16 protein-coding genes are annotated in these 16,888 nt (G+C 75.2%); 5 read left to right on the top strand and 11 right to left on the bottom strand.

What is annotated here, in order from left to right; genetic code table 11:
* From HNR61_RS12215 to HNR61_RS12185, 7 genes are all read right to left on the bottom strand, one after another.
* A complete protein-coding gene (locus tag HNR61_RS12215) occupies positions 1-357 on the bottom strand; it encodes a DUF3703 domain-containing protein (protein ID WP_246442632.1) in 357 nt (118 codons plus the stop codon).
* Positions 358-404: 47 nt separating this feature from the next.
* Complete coding sequence (locus HNR61_RS12210) at positions 405-1,082, bottom strand: helix-turn-helix transcriptional regulator (RefSeq protein ID WP_182843263.1); 678 nt, start codon at positions 1,080-1,082, stop codon at positions 405-407.
* A 226-nt stretch (positions 1,083-1,308) separates the two neighbouring features.
* Positions 1,309-2,154 carry a hypothetical protein gene (locus HNR61_RS12205; RefSeq protein WP_182843910.1) on the bottom strand — a complete coding sequence of 282 codons (846 nt, stop codon included), beginning with the start codon at positions 2,152-2,154 and terminating at the stop codon, positions 1,309-1,311.
* Complete coding sequence (locus HNR61_RS12200) at positions 2,154-2,918, bottom strand: helix-turn-helix domain-containing protein (protein ID WP_182843262.1); 765 nt, start codon at positions 2,916-2,918, stop codon at positions 2,154-2,156. Before HNR61_RS12200 ends, HNR61_RS12205 begins: the two co-directional genes overlap by 1 nt.
* Before the next feature lie 7 nt (positions 2,919-2,925).
* Positions 2,926-4,038, bottom strand: coding sequence for an FUSC family protein (locus HNR61_RS12195; RefSeq protein WP_182843261.1), 1,113 nt, complete (start codon positions 4,036-4,038; stop codon positions 2,926-2,928).
* Between the two features lie 93 nt (positions 4,039-4,131).
* Positions 4,132-5,970: an ABC transporter ATP-binding protein gene (locus HNR61_RS12190; RefSeq protein WP_182843260.1), complete on the bottom strand. Its 1,839-nt coding sequence runs from the start codon at positions 5,968-5,970 to the stop codon at positions 4,132-4,134.
* Positions 5,971-6,993, bottom strand: coding sequence for an MvdC/MvdD family ATP grasp protein (locus tag HNR61_RS12185; RefSeq protein ID WP_182843259.1), 1,023 nt, complete (start codon positions 6,991-6,993; stop codon positions 5,971-5,973).
* 307 nt (positions 6,994-7,300) lie between these two features.
* On the opposite strand from HNR61_RS12185, the gene HNR61_RS12180 reads away from it, so the two are divergent.
* A complete protein-coding gene (locus HNR61_RS12180; protein ID WP_182843258.1) occupies positions 7,301-8,215 on the top strand; it encodes a VOC family protein in 915 nt (304 codons plus the stop codon).
* Positions 8,216-8,218: 3 nt separating this feature from the next.
* On the opposite strand, the gene HNR61_RS12175 is transcribed toward HNR61_RS12180, so the two are convergent.
* Positions 8,219-9,247, bottom strand: a complete 1,029-nt coding sequence (locus HNR61_RS12175) for a zinc-binding dehydrogenase (protein WP_182843257.1) — start codon at positions 9,245-9,247, stop codon at positions 8,219-8,221.
* 124 nt (positions 9,248-9,371) lie between these two features.
* On the opposite strand from HNR61_RS12175, the gene HNR61_RS12170 reads away from it, so the two are divergent.
* The 3 genes from HNR61_RS12170 to HNR61_RS12160 all read left to right on the top strand — a co-directional run bounded on the left by HNR61_RS12170 (position 9,372) and on the right by HNR61_RS12160 (position 13,220).
* Positions 9,372-9,839, top strand: a complete 468-nt coding sequence (locus HNR61_RS12170; RefSeq protein WP_312897870.1) for an Lrp/AsnC family transcriptional regulator — start codon at positions 9,372-9,374, stop codon at positions 9,837-9,839.
* 277 nt (positions 9,840-10,116) lie between these two features.
* Positions 10,117-11,061, top strand: coding sequence for a DUF11 domain-containing protein (locus tag HNR61_RS12165; RefSeq protein WP_182843256.1), 945 nt, complete (start codon positions 10,117-10,119; stop codon positions 11,059-11,061).
* A gap of 230 nt (positions 11,062-11,291) precedes the next feature.
* On the top strand, positions 11,292-13,220 hold the full coding sequence (locus HNR61_RS12160) for a CASTOR/POLLUX-related putative ion channel (protein WP_182843255.1): 1,929 nt from the start codon (positions 11,292-11,294) through the stop codon (positions 13,218-13,220).
* Positions 13,221-13,288: 68 nt separating this feature from the next.
* On the opposite strand, the gene HNR61_RS12155 is transcribed toward HNR61_RS12160, so the two are convergent.
* From HNR61_RS12155 to HNR61_RS12145, 3 genes are all read right to left on the bottom strand, one after another.
* Positions 13,289-13,567, bottom strand: coding sequence for a GlsB/YeaQ/YmgE family stress response membrane protein (locus tag HNR61_RS12155; RefSeq protein ID WP_067828776.1), 279 nt, complete (start codon positions 13,565-13,567; stop codon positions 13,289-13,291).
* 339 nt (positions 13,568-13,906) lie between these two features.
* Complete coding sequence (locus HNR61_RS12150) at positions 13,907-15,166, bottom strand: MFS transporter (RefSeq protein ID WP_312897869.1); 1,260 nt, start codon at positions 15,164-15,166, stop codon at positions 13,907-13,909.
* Between the two features lie 97 nt (positions 15,167-15,263).
* Positions 15,264-16,055: an MBL fold metallo-hydrolase gene (locus HNR61_RS12145; RefSeq protein WP_312897868.1), complete on the bottom strand. Its 792-nt coding sequence runs from the start codon at positions 16,053-16,055 to the stop codon at positions 15,264-15,266.
* A gap of 89 nt (positions 16,056-16,144) precedes the next feature.
* Between HNR61_RS12145 and HNR61_RS12140 the strand changes: the two genes are divergently transcribed.
* Positions 16,145-16,744, top strand: coding sequence for an ABATE domain-containing protein (locus tag HNR61_RS12140; protein WP_220509283.1), 600 nt, complete (start codon positions 16,145-16,147; stop codon positions 16,742-16,744).
* The last annotated feature ends 144 nt before the right edge of the window (positions 16,745-16,888 follow it).

Genomic DNA, 16,888 nt, shown 5'->3' with positions numbered 1-16,888 from the left:
TCACGCCTTGGCGAGGAGCGCCGCCAGATCTCCCGGGACCGGCATCTCCGTCCGCAGGCCCACCGAGGCGCGGCCGGTGTTGCCGGGCGGGGCGAGGTCCAGCAGGGAGCTGGGCCCCGCGACGGTCAGGCGGACGGCCTGCCCGACGGCCTCGCGACGGTCGCGGCGGCGCAGGGCCAGCAGGAACATGTGCCAGTGGGAGCGGGTGTGCGGCCAGGCCCAGGACTGGGAGAGGATGTGGGCGCGTTCGAGGGCGGTCCACATGGCGTCGAGGTCCCGGGCGGCGCGGGCGGCGCGCAGTTCCGCCTCGAACGCGGCGCGGACCGGGGCGGGCATGGGGGCGAGCGTGAAAGCCATGCCCCCAGGCTGACGCCCCCGGTCCCGCCCGCGCTTGAACGAACCTGCTACGTCTCCACCGTCCAGCGCACGCCGCGGGTGAAGTCCGACGGGGCGATCCCGAAGATCTTCCGGGCGGCGCGGCTCAGGTGCGCCCCGTCGGCGAACCCGGCCTCGTGCGCGGCGTCGGTGAGCGAGGCCCCGTCGGCGACCAGCTCGATCACCCGTTGCAGCCGCAGCCAGCGCACGTACGGCCGGAACGGCAGCCCGACCTCCTCGGTGAACAGGTGCGCCAGCCGCCCCTCCGACAGGTGCACGGCCCGCGCCACCGCCCCCAGCCGGACGGGCCCGTCGCGCAGCAGGCCGGGCAGGATCCGCACCGCCTCCCGGAGGGCCGGGTGGCGCGGGGCGGGCGGCGCGTCCCCGCCGGGCGGTGCCGCGGCCGCCCGCGTCCAGGAGGCGACGTCGCCGCCCGCCCGGCCCAGCCGCCGGGCCGCCGCCGACTCGGGCGCGAGGAGGACCAGCACCCCGTCCTCGACGCCCCGGACGATCGAGTGCGCGACGTTCGCGGGGATCACCGCGGAACGGCACGCCAGCCGGGTCCCGTCCGCGTCGCCCAGCACCAGTTCCCCGGCGTTCGCGACGAGGATCTGCACGGCGTGGTGGGCGTGCTCGGCGGCCGGTGCGATCGCCCCCGCGTAGCGCAGCCGCCCCGGTCGCAGCGTCGCCGCTCCCCGCCACTCCATCCCGTCCCCCGTCAGGTCAGCAGGACCGCGGCGCCGTTGACGCGCCCCTCGGCCACCGCGACCTGCGCAGCCAGGCGACGCCGGCGCGGTCGCCCGGCACGCGCAGACAGCCGGGCCCGGAGTCCGGCGCCTCGCGCCGGGCGGGCGCGAGCGGGCCGGTGGCGGTCGGTCCCGGCGACCGGACGCTCCAAGCCTTCATGCCCCAACGGTAGGCCAGGGCGGCGGATCAGGCGGCGCGGGTCGCGGGCCGGACCCGCAGGGAGGCGACGGCGGCCTCCGGATCGTCGGCGTAGAACCGCACCGACCGCACTTCGGCGGTCCTGCCGAACGGCCGCACCACCGTCACCGGCCCGGCCAGCTCGACCAGGACGTTGGTCTGGGAGCCCACCACCACGCCGAGCCGGTCGCCGTCGACCTCGACCGGCGGCCCGTCCTCGTCGAAGTTGCGCACCCGCCGCACCGAGGCGACCAGCTCGCGGGGGATCCGCGCGTCGAAGTACACCCCGTACCGCACCCGCAGCTCGCGTTCGGTGACCACGTGCGGCCGGGTGACGCCGCCCGCGATGGACGCCAGCACGAACACCACCGAGTAGATCCCGAACACCAGGAAGAGCCAGCGCAGCCCGGCCGGCGCGCCCAGCCCCCGCAGCAGGAACTCCAGCACGGCCGCCTCCACGGCCATCGCGAACAGCCACATCAGCAGCATCGGGTTCTGGCCGCCCGCGTAGGGGACGGCGACGGCCCCCGGCGGCACCCCGTCGCGGCGCCGCGCGGCCCACAGCCCGAGGGAGACCATGCCGTGCAGGTCGAACATCATCAGACGGCTCACCTTCGGCGGCACCAGCCGGTCGCGCACGGCCCGCGCCGCCGCCCGCCGGCCCAGCCCCCGCTTCCGTCCGGCCCGGTACAGCCGGGACACCACGGCCGCCTCCAGCGCCAGCGCCGCGGCGACGACCGCCTCGGCGGCGACGACCACCGGCCCCGGCAGCGGCACCCCCGACACCAGCAGGATCCCGAGCAGCAGCTCGGCGGGGATCACGGCGTACAGCACGGCCCGCGCGGCTCCCAGCATCACCGCTCCTCCTTCAGGATCGCCACCAGCAGCCGGAAGACCTCCGTCTGCGCGGGCGTCATCTCGTCGGCCAGCGCCTCCAGCCAGTGCCCGTGCTCGGGGCGGGTCCCGTCGGGCAGGTGCTCGACCATGGCCTCCGTCATCTCCGGCGGCAGGTGGTCGGCCATGTCGCGGGCCAGGACGGCGAGGCGCGGATCGCCGCGCTCGGCGTGGGCGATCTCGTCGAGCCGGGTGTACAGCTCGTGCCCGCGCGCCAGCGCCTCCGGCTCCATCAGCGGCCGCAGCATCGCGGTCATCCGCTCCTGGTCCTCCGGCCCGGTCCCCGCGTAGGCCAGCGTCAGCATCTCGCGGTCGAGCTGGGCGAACCGGGAGGCGTCGCCGCCGGACAGCCCGCGCAGCACCTCGGCGATGTCGGGCGAGACCGTCGAGTCGGGGTGCAGCTCGTCCTCGGCCAGCAGCGCCGCCAGCCGCGCCCGCCGGGCCGCCAGCACCTCCTGCTGCCGCGCCAGGTCGGCGTCCAGCCCCGCCAGGATCTCCCGCAGGTCCCGGTCGCCCTGGTCGGCCAGCACGTCGCGGACCTCGTCCAGCGACAGCCCCAGCTCGACCAGCCGCCGGATCCGGGCCAGCACGAACGCGTCCCTCAGCCGGTACTCGCGGTAGCCGTTGGCGCGCCGCTCCGGCTCCGGGAGGAGCCCCAGGTGGTGGTAGTGCCGCACGGTCCGGGTGGACACCCCGGCCAGGCCGGCCAGTTCGCCGATTCGCATGCCCCCATTAGAAACGTTGCCGTCGCGTCAAGGTCAACGCGATCTCCCGGGGCTCGGAGCCGTCGGAGACGCCCACGTCGTCGAGCATCACCCGGCTCAGCCGGATCAGCTCCTTCTGCGGGTCGAAGATCCCCGGCGCGTCGGTCCCGGCGTCGCTGTGCGGCCGCTCCAGCCGGTCCTGCGCCCCGCACGCGATCTCGGTGGTCCGGGCGTCGCCGCCGTGGGGGAGCCGCCGCACCTGCGCCGCCAGCAGCCGCAGCTGCCGGGCGTAGGCGCGGGCGAACGGCCCCTCGAACGGCTCGGCCCGGCGCACCGTGCCGGCCATCGACCGGACGTAGGCCAGCCCGCGTTCCAGCACCGCCATCTGCCGGGGCGCCCGCCAGTCGCCCTGCCAGGACGGGTGCGTCCCGTCGCGGCGGGCGCGCAGCGCGGCCCGGGGGTTGCCGCGCAGGCTGTCGGAGGCGCGGTCGCACGTCCGCCGGGCCCGGTCGACGCTGCGCACCAGCCGCCGCTCGCGCCGTTCCCACCCCTCCCACTCGTCAGGGTCGATCACGGCGCCGGCCAGGTGGCACAGCGCCCCGACCATCCCGTCGCGGGCCTCGGCCAGGGCGTACTCGGCGCGCCGCAGGTGCAGCGGCGGGAACACCAGCAGGTTCACCGCCAGCCCGACGGCGAGCCCCACCGCGACGTCGCCCAGCCGGGGTCCCGCGTAGGACAACCCGTCGTGACCGCCCATCAGCAGGGTGAACAGCGAGATGAACGGGATCTGCGTCCCCTGCTCGCCAAGGCGCCACCAGCTCGACAGCGCCAGCGCCAGCGTCAGCACGAGCGCCAGCCCGACCGGCCCGGGGCCGAGGAGCATCCCCACCGGCACCGCCAGCGCCATCGCCAGCACGAAGCTCGCGGCGTAGGACAGGCTCTCCCGCAGCGACCGCTCCACGGTGGGGTACACCCCGAGCAGGGCGGCCAGCGGCGCGTAGTAGGGCTGCGGATGGCCCAGCAGATGGTGGCCGGCCAGCCACGCCAGCACGCCCGCCAGCACGGCCTTGACGATCACATGGACCCGTTCGGGCCACCGCCGCCGTGGGCTGTTCCACTCCCGGACCAGCCACGACGGCACCCTTCGTCTCCATGATCCTCGCTGATCCATCCCGCCCCCATCCCCACCCGGCGGAACGCCATTCGGAGAGATGGATCACATGCCCGGCACGGGTCAGACCGCGTCGAGGTATCCCGCCGCCTGGAGGGCGAACAGCTCGGCGTAGCGCCCGTCCGCCGCCATCAGCTCCTCGTGCGTGCCGTGCTCGGCCACCCGGCCGTCGGCCAGGACGTAGATGTGGTCGGCCATGCGGACGGTGGCGAAGCGGTGCGAGATGAGCAGCACCGTCCGCCCGGTCAGCAGCGTGCGCAGGCGCTCGAACAGCTCGTGCTCGGCGCGGGCGTCGAGGGTGGCGGTGGGCTCGTCGAGGATGACGAACGGCGCGTCCCGGAAGAACGCGCGGGCGAGCGCGACCCGCTGCCACTGCCCCCCGGACAGGTCCACGCCGCCGGAGAACTCGGGGCCGAGGAGGGTCTCGTAGCCCTGCGGCAGCGCCGCCAGGAAACGGTGGGCCCCGGCGGTCCGGGCGGCCTCCTCGACCGCCGCCCGGTCGTCGGCCCTCTCCCAGCGGCCCATCGCGACGTTGTCGGCGGCGGGCAGCAGGTAACGCAGGTAGTCCTGGAACAGCACCGCGATGGAGCGGCGCAGCTCGTCGGGGTCGGCGTCGGTGACGTCCACGCCGTCGTAGCGGATCCGGCCCGCCTGCGGCCGGTACAGCTGGGACAGCAGCTTGGCGAGCGTGGTCTTGCCCGAGCCGTTCTCGCCGACCAGCGCCACCACCTGCCCGGCGCGTATCTCCAGGTCGACGCCCCGGAGCGCGGGGCGGTCCGCCGACGGGTAGGTGAAGGCGAGGCCCTCCACCGTGAGCCTGCGGAACGGCGGCGGCGCCGGGACCGGCGCGGCCGGCGGCGCGGTGGGGCGCAGGAAGCGCCGCAGGTCCTCGACGAACGGGGCCGCCTCGAACAGCTGGTCGGTGCCCGCCGCGGCGGTCCGCAGCCGCGACGCCAGCAGCAGCACGGCGGTGACGGCGGCGCCCGCGTCGGCGACCGGCAGCCGCCCGGCCGCCGTGAGCGCGACCACCGGGCCGAGCACCGCCGCCAGCGCCGCGCCGCTGACGAACCGGGCCGCCAGCGTGATCCGCAGCCGCCGGTGCGCGGTGCCGCGGATCTCGGCGAGGCGTTCGTCGGTGCGGCGGTCCCAGCGGCCCCGCAGGTACGGGGCGAGCCCGAACGCCCGGATCTCCACGGCCGAGCGCCGGTTGGTGAGGATCTCCAGCAGGTAGCTGCGCTCGCGTTCGGCCGGGGTGAGCCGGAACAGCGTGTCGAACAGCAGCTGCCCGCTCCGCAGCCCCGCCAGCCACAGCGGGACGCCCGCCAGCAGCGTGGCGGGGACGAGCAGCGGCTCGATCGTCAGCAGCGCGAGCGCGACGCCCGCGGTGCCCATCAGCGCGTTGCTCAGCGCGCCGAGCCCCTGGACGAGCTGGTGGGGGCGGATCCGCGCGCTCATCGAGGCGCGTTCGAGCCGGTTGTGGAACTCGGGCCGCTCGAACCGCTCCAGGTCGGCCGCGCAGGCGACGTCCAGGATGCGCCCCATGGCGTGCCGGTTGATCAGCTCGCTGAGCACGTCGTCGCGGGAGGCCGCGACCGCGGTGGCCAGGCCGATGACGCCGAGCAGCCCGAGCACGACCACCCCGGGCACCAGCACGCTCCGCGCCTCCGCGCCGTTCCCGGACGCCAGGATCCGGTTCAGCAGCTCGTGCCCGCCCAGGATGGGCAGCATCAGGCCGAGCCCCGCCACCGCCTGCAAGACGGTGACCAGCAGGAACTCCCGGCGGGCCGCCGCCAGCACGAGCCGCACGGCCGACCCGACCAGCGACGGCAGCCGCCGCAGCTCGATCCGGGGCGGCTCGGTCAGCTCGGCGGCGGTGACCGGCGCGGAGGCGGGGTCGTCCATCTAGTAGCCGACCTGCCGCACCTCGCCGCGCCGGAAGGCTCCCCCCTCCGCCAGCAGGTCGGCGATGCGGTCGGTCATCGGCAGCCCGAGGTCGTTCTGCATCCACATGAACTGGCCGTTCGTGTTGACCTCCAGGAAGACGTGCTCGCCCTCGGGCGTGACGATGAAGTCCACGGCGGCGTAGACGAGCCCGAGCCCGTCCAGCAGCTCCCGCGTCTGCTCGACGACCCGGTCCGGAAGCGGCCGGTAGTCGCCGTAACGGACCTCCGGCTCGGCCCGCCAGTCGACGCGCGTCCGGTCGTCGGACTGCGAGTCGATCGTCACCGGGAAGTAGGTGTCGCCGATGACGGTGAGCCGCACCTCGTGGGCCTTCTCGACGTACTCCTGGAACTGGCAGACGGTGTGCCGCACCCGCTCGACGTGCTCGCGGGTCTCCGCGCCGACGACGGTGGTGAACAGCCCCGACGGGGACGCCCCCGGGTGGTGGACCACGCCGCCGCTCAGCGACTTGTGGACGAGCCGGTGCTCGCCACGGTCCAGCAGCCGGGCGACCTCGTCGGGGTCGTTGGTCAGCAGGGTCCGCGGCACCCGCATCCCGGCCTTCCGGGCGAGGGTGAGCTGGTACGGCTTCAGGTCGGCGACCGCGTCCAGGTCCGGGCGGTTGACCCACAGGCAGTCGGTGGACCGGAGGATCCCGCCGACGCCGATCAGCGCCTCGTTCCGGGCGAACTCCCGCTCGGCCTCGGTCATCTCCTCGCCGAAGTCGAACGAGGTGGGCCGCCGGTACCAGACGCCGGACAGCGCGTCGAGGTCCAGCTCGCGGTCGATCCGGCCGTCGCGGTGCCGCAGCCGCCGGTGGCCGCCGTCGAAGTCGGAGGCGGTGAGGGTCAGCCGCCTCGGGAAGTAGCCGAGGTCGATCCGGACGACCCGTGCCCCCCGCTCGTCCAGGCTCCGCACCACCGGGTCGACGGTGGGGTCGAAGTCCTGGGTGAGGATCAGGACCTGGCTCCGCTCGCGGGCCATGCGTCAGGCGCGGACGTCGTCGGGGAGGCGGGCGGGCGGGGGACGCAGGAGGACGACGTTCATGGGCGTGCCCTTCTCGTGCGAGAGGTGCGTCAGCGGGCGACCGGTCCTGCCGAAGATCGCCGATCGAACTCGCGATCACCGTGACATAGATCATCTTCGTCGAACAAGCCGCCCTTTTGGCCGCATCCGGCCGTCCCACCCTCTTGTGCTCGCGTGGAGACTCGCTCTTCTGTCGCACCCAATGATGATGGTTTACTCTCAAGTGACAGTAACTACCAGAATTTTGGCAACGGAGGTGGCCCCCATGGGCGACATCGAGGGCCTGCACCACGTCGGACACGTCGTCCACGACATGGACACGGCGACGGAGCGGTACCGCAGGCTCGGCTTCACCGTGTCCCCGCCCGCCTACCCCGTCCTTCCGGGGGAGGGGCCGTGCGGGGTGGCCAACGCCCACGTGTACTTCCCCCGCGACTTCGTCGAGCTGGTGGCCGTGATCGACCCCGACCGCACGCCGGCCGGGGCCCGCCCGCTCCCGCTCCGGGTGCCGGACGGGAAGCTGCCGGGCCTCGCGGCCGTCATCCGCGCCACCACCGACAACATCGCGTCGTTCCTGCGGCGCTTCCAGGGCCTCCACATCGCGATCGTCGACACCCCGGACATCGACGCCGTCGCCGCGCGCCTGACCGCGGCCGGCGTGCCCCACGGCGGCGTGCACGCCGTCCAGCGCCCGGTCGAGACCGCCGCGGGGACGGTGATGGAGCCCGCCCGCTACCTGGAGATCTCCGCCCCCGGCCTGCCTCCCGGGCGCGTGCCGGAGGGCAGGGTCGGGTTCGCCGAGAACGCCCCGGTCGAGGACCCGCGGGGCACCGACCATCCCAACGGCGCGACCGGCCTGGTCGGATGCGTGCTCTGCGTCGCCGACCGGGAGGTGCCCGAGGTGAGGGAGCGTTACGGCGCCTACCTCGGCGAGCCGCGGGAGGGCCGCGCGAACGTCACCCTCGTGGCCGCGTCCGCGCTCGGCGACCTGCTCCCCGGCGAACGCCCGGCCGCCCTGCCGGCGTTCGCCGCCTACACGGTGGCGGTGCGCGACATCACCGCCACCGAACGGCTCCTCCGCGACCACGACGTCCCGACCGCCCGGACCGGCGCGGGGGAGGTGTTCGTGCCGTCCGCCGCCGCCCTGGGCGCCGCGATCGTCTTCCGCCAGGAACCCTGAGGCTCAGGGACGGACCGCCACCTTGACCGCCTGCCGGGCGTCCATGGCCCGGTAGGCGTGGGCGACGTCGCGCAGGGGCAGCTCGGCCGAGAGCACCGGCGACGGGTCGAACCGCCCGGCGAGGACCTCCTTCAGCAGGGGCTCCAGATAGCGGCGGACCGGCGCCACCCCGGCGTGCAGGGCGATGTTCTGGCGGAACAGCCGGTAGAGGTCCACGCCGTCCACGCCGTTGGGGACGCCGACCGAGCCGATGACGCCGCCGGGCCGGACCAGGTCGAGCGCGAGGTCCAGCGCGGACTGGGTGCCCGCGCACTCGACGACGCCGCGGACGCCGCCCCCGGTCTCCTCCCGGACGAACGCGGCGGTCGCGGGGTCGCCGGCGTCCAGGACGTCGGTCGCGCCCATGCGCCGGGCCAGGTCGGCGCGGCCGGGGTGGCGGCCGACCAGGAAGATCCGCTCGGCCCCGGCCCGGCGGGCGGCGAGGGCGGCGCAGAGCCCGACGGCGCCGTCCCCGATCACCACGACCGCCGACCCAGGCCGGACGTCGGCCAGGACGGTGGCGTGGACGCCGGTCGCCATCACGTCGGTCAGCGGGAGGAGCCGCCGGAGGAGCCCGTCGTCGGCGCCCCCGGGCACCGGCACGAGGGTGGCGTCGGCGAACGGGACGCGCACGGCCTCGGCCTGCCCGCCGTCGTTGCGCCCGCCCCAGAAGCCCCCGTCGGGGCACGAGGTGAACAGCCCGTCGCGACACGGCCCGCAGGCGCCGTCGGCGAAGGCGAACGGCGCGAGGACGAGGTCGCCCGGGCGCAGGCGCCCGACGTCCGCGCCGGTCTCCTCCACGACCCCGATCCACTCGTGGCCCATGCGGTCGCCCGGCGTGAACGGCTCCCGCCCCCGGAACGGCCACAGGTCGGACCCGCACACGGCGGCGAGGACCACCCTCACCAGGGCGTCGCCCGGCCGCTCGATCACCGGGTCGGGGACGTCGGCGAGACGGACCTGCCCGGCCGCCTCCAGAACAGTGGCTCTCACGGACGATCACAGTAGGCTGCGACCACCCGTCCGCCCATGGCACAACGACGGGATATCGCCGCCGGAACCGACGGTTGGAAGGTGATACCGCGTGTCCGTCTCCGGATCGTCGAACGTGGATGCGGTGGATCTGGCGATCCTCCGCGAGCTGTCCCGCGACGCCCGCGTCAGCCTCGCCGAGCTGGGGCGCCGCGTCTCGCTCAGCCGCCCCGCCGTCGCCGAGCGGGTGCGGCGGCTGGAGGACTCCGGGGTGATCCGGGGCTACGGCGCCCACCTCGACCTCGCCCGGCTGGGACTCGGCCTGCGGGCGCACGTCTCGCTCCGCCCGCGCCACCGCTCGGTCGGGAGCGCGCGGGACCTGCGGGACCGGCTGCTGGCGATGGGGAACGTGCTGTCGTGCGCCCACGTCACGGGGGAGAACTGCTACGAGCTGGCGATCGCCGTCCGCGACGCCCCGCACCTGGAGCAGGTCATCGAACGCCTCGCCGAGCTGGGCGACACCACCACCGGCGTGGTGCTCTCCGAGCCCGTGCACGTCCGCGACGTGGACGTCACGGCATGGCTCCCCGACCCCGGCGGCCCGGCCGCCTAGCGGGCTCGCGGCACACGTCCGGCCCGTCTCCACCAGCAGCACGCGCGCGTGAGAACTCTACGGTCAGAACGGACTTCGAGGGCGTGGCGGCCGGCGCCGGACCGGCTCTGGAACTCGAATTTGCCCGATCGGGACCCGCCGTCCGCGCGTGCCCTGTTGCCGAAGACCACGCCGGAACGCATGAATACAGAGAGTAGTCGTGGCGGCCTCCCACGAGGTCGGATCGCCGCGTCGACCTTCCGCATCTCTGCCGGTCCAGCACGATGGGAACCTCCATATGCGCGTCACCCGACGCTCACAGCAACGCGCCGCCACCGCTTCCCTGGTCTCGGCGGCCACCCTGTTCGCCCTTCCGGCGGCCGCCACGGCGGCCGCGCCCGCCGACGGAGCGCCGACCCCACCGCGACTGAAGGTGTCCAAGCGGGTGTCGGACCGCACGCCGCTGCCGGGTCAACGGATCACCTACACCGTCGTCATCCGCAACGTCGGCCTCGTGCCCGCCTACAACGTGCGGCTGACCGACCGCCTGCCCGAGGGGGTCTCGGCCACGTCCGCGCGGGCGCGGGGCTGCCGGGCGGCCCGGACCGTGGTGCGGTGCCGGTGGGCCCACCTGCGGTACCGCGGCTCGATGACCGTCGCGATCGCCGCGGTGGTGGACAAGAAGGCCCGCCCCGGGAAACGGCTGACCAACACCGCCGTCCTCACCTACGGGGGGCGCACCGCGAGGTCGCGCGCGTCGTTCGTGGTGGCGCGGCCCAAGCCGGTCAAGCCGCAGAAGGCGGTGGCCACCCGGGCCAAGGAGCGCGACGAGGCCGCGGTCACCAAGGCGGAGGCCACGCCCAAGACCCGCCACGTCACCCAGCCCCACCGTCCGCAGCCCGCCAGGCGCACGGAACCGGCCAACACGCCCACGCCCAAGCCCACGCCCACGTCCAAGCCGACGTCCAAGCCCACGCCCAAGCCCAAGCCGACGCCCAAGCCCACGCCGACGCCCAAGCCCACGCCCACGTCCAAGCCCGCCCCGGTCGACCCGGCGCCGTCGCCGTGCCCGCCCGGGATGACCCGGGCCCAGCAGCCGGACGGCGCCTGCGCGCCGGTCCAGGGCCTGCCCCGCACCGGCGCGTCGGTCAACTGGCTCGTCGTCCTGTCGCTGCTGGTCCTGGGGGCCGGCAGCGTGATCGTCATCGGCTCGCACGTCCGCTCGTCGCGGTCCCGCCACTGACGGCCGCGTCCCGCCGCACGACCGCTGACGGCCGCTCCCGCCCCGGGGCGGCCGTCACCACGTGACGGCCGCCCCGGGCAGTGGTGGCCGCTCACGCCGAACGCCTGGCGGCGGCGGGCGTCGCGGGTGATGTCCAGCCGGCCGGGCCGGGCGCATCACCGGCCGCCCCTTCTTGGCGTGATCTTTGCAGTAGATTGGCGCCCCGGTCACAGAGGGGGCGGGAACGGGGCATGGCGAACTCGGAGTCCGGGGTTCCGCGTCCGCGCCGGGGGCGTCCGGTGAGCCGCGTCGGCGTCCGGGAGCGTCTCCGGTACTGGTTCGACAACACGATGGCCAAGGGCACCCCCGCCCTCATCGGCTGGCTCGGGCTGGCGTCGCTGGCGCTGGTGCTGACCGTCGCGTCGGCGGCCGTGCTGATCGCGCCCCGGGACACGCGGGACAACGGCCACTGGCCGGGCGTGGTCTGGCGGAGCCTGCTGCGCACGCTCGACCCCGGCACGATGGGGGACGACCGGGGCAGCGGCCCCTACCTGGCGCTGATGCTGACGGCGACGGTCGGCGGGATCTTCATCGTCAGCGCCCTGATCGGCGTGCTGACCACCGGCCTGGAGAACAAGATCGCCGAACTGCGCAAGGGGCGGTCGCGCATCATCGAACGCGACCACACCGTCCTGCTGGGCTGGTCGGAGCACGTGTTCACCGTGGTCGCCGAGCTGGTGGAGGCCAACAAGAGCCGGAGCAGCTCGTATGTGGCGATCCTGGCCGACCGCGACCGCGTCGACATGGAGGAGGCCATCCGCGCCCGGATCGGCGGCACCGGCCGCACGAAGGTCATCTGCCGCCGCGGCGACCCGCTCAAGGTCGCCGACCTGGAACTGGTCAGCCCCGCCACGGCCCGCTCGATCGTGGTGCTGTCCCCGCCCGTCGACGACCCCGACACCCATGTGATCAAGGTGCTGCTGGCCCTGGGCGCGCGCACCTGGGAGCCCGACCACCGGCCGCACGTGATCGCGGCCATGCACGACTCGACCAACCTGCCCGCCGCCCGGCTGGCCGCCGGACCGGCCGCCCAGGTGATCGACGCCGACGACCTGGCGATCCGGCTCATCGTGCAGTCCCACCGCGAGGCCGGGCTGTCGGCGGTCTTCACCGAGCTGCTCGACTTCGAGGGCCACGAGCTGTACCTGCACGCCGAGCCCGCGCTGGCCGGACGCACGTTCGGGCGGCTGCTGGACGCCTACGAGCTCGGCGTCCCCATCGGGTTCCGGCACGCCGACGGCGCGGTCACGCTGAACCCGCCGATGGACACCGTCGCCCGGTCCGACGACAAGGTCATCGTGCTGGCCGAGGACGACGTGCTGATCAAGCTGGCGTCCCGCGCCGCGCCGCCCGTCGTCGAGGACGCCATCGCCGCCCCGGGCCCCGGCCGCCGCCTTCCCGAGCGCACGCTGCTGATCGGCTGGAACCACCGCGCCCCCGAGATCATCAGGCAGCTGGACGGCTTCGCCCGCCCCGGCTCGACGCTGCACGTCGCCGCCGACCGCCCCGACCCGACCGCGGACCTGCCCCGGCCCGTCAACACGACGTTCGGCTTCACCCGGTGCGCGCCCACCGACCGCCCCAGCCTGGAGGGCCTGGACGTCGGCTCCTACCAGAGCATCATCGTGCTGGCCGACCTCGACCTTCCCCCCGAGCACTCCGACGCCCGCACCCTGGTCACGCTGCTGCACCTGCGGGACATGGCCGAGCGGCTCGGCGACCCCTACTCGATCGTCAGCGAGATCAACGACGAGACCAACCGGGAGATCGCGGTGGTGACCAAGGCCGACGACTTCGTGGTCAGCGACAAGCTCATCAACCAGGTCCTCGCCCAGGTCAGCGAGGACCGGCACCTCTACGACGTGTTCATGGAGCTGCTGTCCCCCGAGGGCGCCGAGATCTACCTCAAGCCCGCCCCCGCCTACCTGCGGCCCGGGGTGACCGCCAACTTCGCCACCCTCATCGAGGCGGCCCGGCGGCGCGGCGAGACCGCGCTCGGATACCGGCTCGGCGGCCGCTTCCACCAGCCGCCCGACTACGGCGTCGTCCTCAACCCCGACAAGGCCGCGCCCTTCACCCTCACCGCCTCGGACCGGGTGATCGTGCTGACCGAGGAGTGAGGCGGCGCGCCGCCGAACGCGAAGCGGCGGCGCGGAGCCTCGGCTCCGCGCCGCCGCTTCGCGTTCCGTCACCGGTGGGTGCCGTGGCCCCGTCGCCGGAACGCGGCGACGGCGGCGACGCCGACGGCGGCCAGGCCGATCTGGAAGACCAGCTCGATCCAGTCGATGCCGTCGGTGGTGGCGACGCCGACCGACTGGGCGATCGCGGTGCCGAGCAGCGCGGCCACGATGCCGACGCCGATGGTCAGCAGGATGCCGATGGGCTGCCGCCCCGGCAGCGCCAGCCGTCCGAGCGCGCCGATGATCGCACCGATGACGATCGCGGTGATGATGCCGGTAACGGTCACTGTCCGTCCTCCTTGTCTGAGCTGCCGCACCCCCTATGCCCGAATTTGGCGATATTCACCTTCGAACTCGACAGCGGTACCGCGCGGCGGCCGCCGATAAGGCCGCCCGTGACCCGTGACAGCCCGCTGAAGGGGGCCGTCGCCGGCGCGGGAGGGGCGTGGATCTGCCGGGAATCCCGATCGGCGGTCCTGTCTCCGACGGCCTTCGGAGAGCGCGGGCAAGACCACGATGATCAGGCTCCGCGCGGATCCCGGGCGTCGGCCACGACCGGCGCCGGGTCGGGCCGGTGACCGGCCGGTCCGCACCGCCGTTCGCCGTCGTGGCCGAAGGGGCCGTGCTCATCGGCCGCGTTCGGCGGCGACGGCCGCCGGCACGATGGCCAGCGCCAGGACGCCGCCGCCGAGGGCCAGGGCCGGGTACCCGGCGACGGCGACGACGAGGCCCGAGGCCATGCCGCCGGTGGCCCCCGCGATGGCGACGACCACGTCGGCCAGGCCCTGGACCCGGGCGCGGGTGGCCGGCGGGACGGCGTCGGTGACGATCGCGGTGCCGGTGACGAGACCGAGGTTCCAGCCCAGCCCCAGCAGCGCGAGCGCCACCGCGAGCGGGGCGACCGAGCCGTCGGGGGCGACGGCGGCGACGGCCCCGGCGGCCAGCAGGACCGGCCCGGAGGCGGCGGCGACCGCGCGGGGGCCGTGGCGGTCGACGAGCCGGCCGGTCAGGGGCGAGGGCAGGTACATCGCGCCGAGGTGGAGGGCGATGACGAGGCCGGAGGCGGCGGCGCCGTGGCCGTGGCCGTGCATGTGGACGGGCGTCATCGTCATGATCGCGACCATGACGAGCTGGGTGAGCGCCATGACCAGCGTGCCCGCCAGCACGCCGGAGCGGCGGCTTCCGGACGCCGGACGCGGCCGCTCCTCCGGCGGCGCGTGCGCCGTGGCGGCGCGTTCGGCCTCCAGGTCGCGGGCCAGCAGCAGCGGGTCGGGACGCAGCCAGACGACCAGGACCAGGGCGGCCGTCGCGTAGGCGACGCCGGCGAGGAGGAACAGCCCGGTCAGGCGGGGGAGGCCGAGGGCGTGGGCGAGGTGCCCGGCGGGAGCGGCGAGACCGGGACCGGCCACGCCGCCCAGGGTGGTGGCGACCAGCACGGTGGACACGGCGCGGGCGCGGTGGGCGGGGGCGGCCAGATCCGCTCCGGCGTAGCGGGCCAGCAGGTTGGTGGCCGTTCCGGCCCCGTGGACGAACAGCGCGAGGAACAGCAGGACGGGGCTGCCCACGACGGCGGCGGCGACGACGCCCGCGCTGCCGGCGGCGCCGGCCAGGTATCCGGCGGCGAGGCCGGGGCGGCGGCCCCGGGCCTGGGACAGGCGGCCGACGGCGACGGCCGCCAGCGCGGACCCGGCGGTGCCCAGCGCGCTGGGCAGGCCGGCGAGGCCGGTGGAGCCGAGCATGTCCTGCGCGAGCAGGGCGCCGACGGTCACCCCGGCCGCCAGCCCGGCGCCGCTGAGGATCTGGGCGGCGACCAGGACGGTCAGGACGCGGCGCTGCTCCCGGGAGCGCGGCGGGGCCTCCGCCCGGCCGGGCACGGTACTCGTCACGAGATCAGCTCTTTCGGTGGGCGCGATCCGGCCGGACGGCGCCGTGGTCACGGCGGGCGGACCCGGCGGGCCGGGCGGGAGGGCCCGGCCCGTCCGGTCAGCCCCGGTCGCCCAGGTCCAGCCGGTCGGCCAGCCCGGCGGCGGTGAAGGCGGCCACCAGCTCGGCGCGGCCCTCGGTGAAGTGGGCCCAGCCGTCGTAGTGGACGGGGACCACCCGGCGGGCGCCGAGGATCCGCGCGGCCTCGACGGCCTGGGCGCTGTCGAGCACGATGAGCGCGCCGTCGAACAGGACGGGGAAGCGGGGCGCCCCGGCGAACAGGACGGCGGTGTCCACCGGGCCGAACCGGTCGGCGATCTCCCGCACCGCGTCGAGCGAGGCGTTGTCGCCGCTGACGTAGACCGTGGGCAGGTCCCGCCCGGTCAGGACGAACCCGACGACCTGGCCGGTGACCGGCTCGACCTCCTCGCGCGGGCCGGGCCCGTGGACGGCCGGCACGCCGGTCACGGTGACCGTGCCGCCGCCGGGGCGGTCCAGCTCGACCGACTCCCAGTCGGCCAGCCCCCGGGCGCCCTCGCCCAGGCGCCGCCCGCCGCCGGGCGTGGTGAGGGTGAGCGGGACGTCCGCGAGCAGCGCCCGGCCGGAGACGTCGAGGTTGTCGGGGTGCTCGTCGTGGGAGAGCAGGACCACGTCGACGCGGCCGAGGTCGGCGGGGCCGCCCGCGGCGGGGGCGGTCTTGGTCAGGATCTTGCGGCCCCCCTGGTGGTAGTCGCCGGGGGCGTCGAAGGTCGGGTCGGTGAGGAAGCGCAGCCCTCCGTACTCGAACAGGGCGGTCGGGCCGCCGAAGACGCGGACGGGGAACCGCCCGCCGGTGGGGTCGGCAGAGGACACAGGGATCTCCTCACGGATTGGTGCTTGTTCAACCGTGAAGTGACCGTAGTTGTTTCTCATGGATGAACGCAACCCGTACCATGAGGAGCATGAGCGAGCCCCCGACCGCCGATTCCGTGCTGCCCCCCGCTCCGGGGGCGGAGCAGTACCTCGCCCTGGACTTCGTCAACAGCGTCATCGCGCTGCCCGGCGGGCAGTTCGTCGACCTCCTCGGCACTCCGGCGGCGGTGAACCGGTGGCTCGCCGAACGCGGGCTCGCCCCGGAGGACGCCGGGGTGCAGGAGATGTGCGCGACGCAGTTGCGCTCGCTGCGCGAGCAGGTCAGGGGACTGTTCGCCTCCCGCGTCGCCGGGGTGCCCGCCCTGCCCGCCGCCCTGGCGGCCGTCAACGACGCGCTGACCAGGGCCCCCACGGCCCCCCTGCTGTACTGGGACGACAAGGACGGCCCCTACCGGGCGGTCCCGTGTCCCACCAACGAGATCCTCGACCGCGCGCTCGCCGTCCTCGCGGCCAACGCGGCCGACCTCCTCACCGGCCCCGACGCCGAGCGCCTCACCGCCTGCGGTTCGGCGCCCTGCAACCGCTACCTGCTGCGCCACGGCCGCCGGCACTGGTGCTCGGTCCGCTGCGGCGACCGCGCCCGCGCCGCCCGCGCCTACGCCCGGCGCGCCCAGCCGAAGGAGGACTGACCGGCCTGGCGGCCTCCGTCGCCCCGTCGCGATCGCCCGAAGCTGCTCGATCAGCGCGTCGATGCGCCCGGCGCGCCCGGTCGAAGGGGGGCTGACCGGCCCGGCGGCCGTGCGGCGCGCCGATTCCGCCGGAGGTGGGTGGGA

It is taken from the genome of Actinomadura kijaniata (assembly GCF_014138665.1).
Classification (GTDB): domain Bacteria; phylum Actinomycetota; class Actinomycetes; order Streptosporangiales; family Streptosporangiaceae; genus Spirillospora; species Spirillospora kijaniata.
The sequence above is the reverse complement of the archived record's forward strand: the minus strand, read 5'-3'. Positions and strand labels throughout refer to the sequence as shown.

Excerpts from the sequence above, each read along its gene's own strand:
- HNR61_RS12215 (WP_246442632.1), bottom strand. The coding sequence starts at position 357 with ATGGCTTTCACGCTCGCCCCCATGCCCGCCCCGGTCCGCGCCGCGTTC.
- HNR61_RS12210 (WP_182843263.1), bottom strand. The coding sequence starts at position 1,082 with ATGGAGTGGCGGGGAGCGGCGACGCTGCGACCGGGGCGGCTGCGCTAC.
- HNR61_RS12205 (WP_182843910.1), bottom strand. The coding sequence starts at position 2,154 with ATGCTGGGAGCCGCGCGGGCCGTGCTGTACGCCGTGATCCCCGCCGAG.
- HNR61_RS12200 (WP_182843262.1), bottom strand. The coding sequence starts at position 2,918 with ATGCGAATCGGCGAACTGGCCGGCCTGGCCGGGGTGTCCACCCGGACC.
- HNR61_RS12190 (WP_182843260.1), bottom strand. The coding sequence starts at position 5,970 with ATGGACGACCCCGCCTCCGCGCCGGTCACCGCCGCCGAGCTGACCGAG.
- HNR61_RS12185 (WP_182843259.1), bottom strand. The coding sequence starts at position 6,993 with ATGGCCCGCGAGCGGAGCCAGGTCCTGATCCTCACCCAGGACTTCGAC.
- HNR61_RS12180 (WP_182843258.1), top strand. The coding sequence starts at position 7,301 with ATGGGCGACATCGAGGGCCTGCACCACGTCGGACACGTCGTCCACGAC.
- HNR61_RS12165 (WP_182843256.1), top strand. The coding sequence starts at position 10,117 with ATGCGCGTCACCCGACGCTCACAGCAACGCGCCGCCACCGCTTCCCTG.
- HNR61_RS12160 (WP_182843255.1), top strand. The coding sequence starts at position 11,292 with ATGGCGAACTCGGAGTCCGGGGTTCCGCGTCCGCGCCGGGGGCGTCCG.
- HNR61_RS12140 (WP_220509283.1), top strand. The coding sequence starts at position 16,145 with ATGAGCGAGCCCCCGACCGCCGATTCCGTGCTGCCCCCCGCTCCGGGG.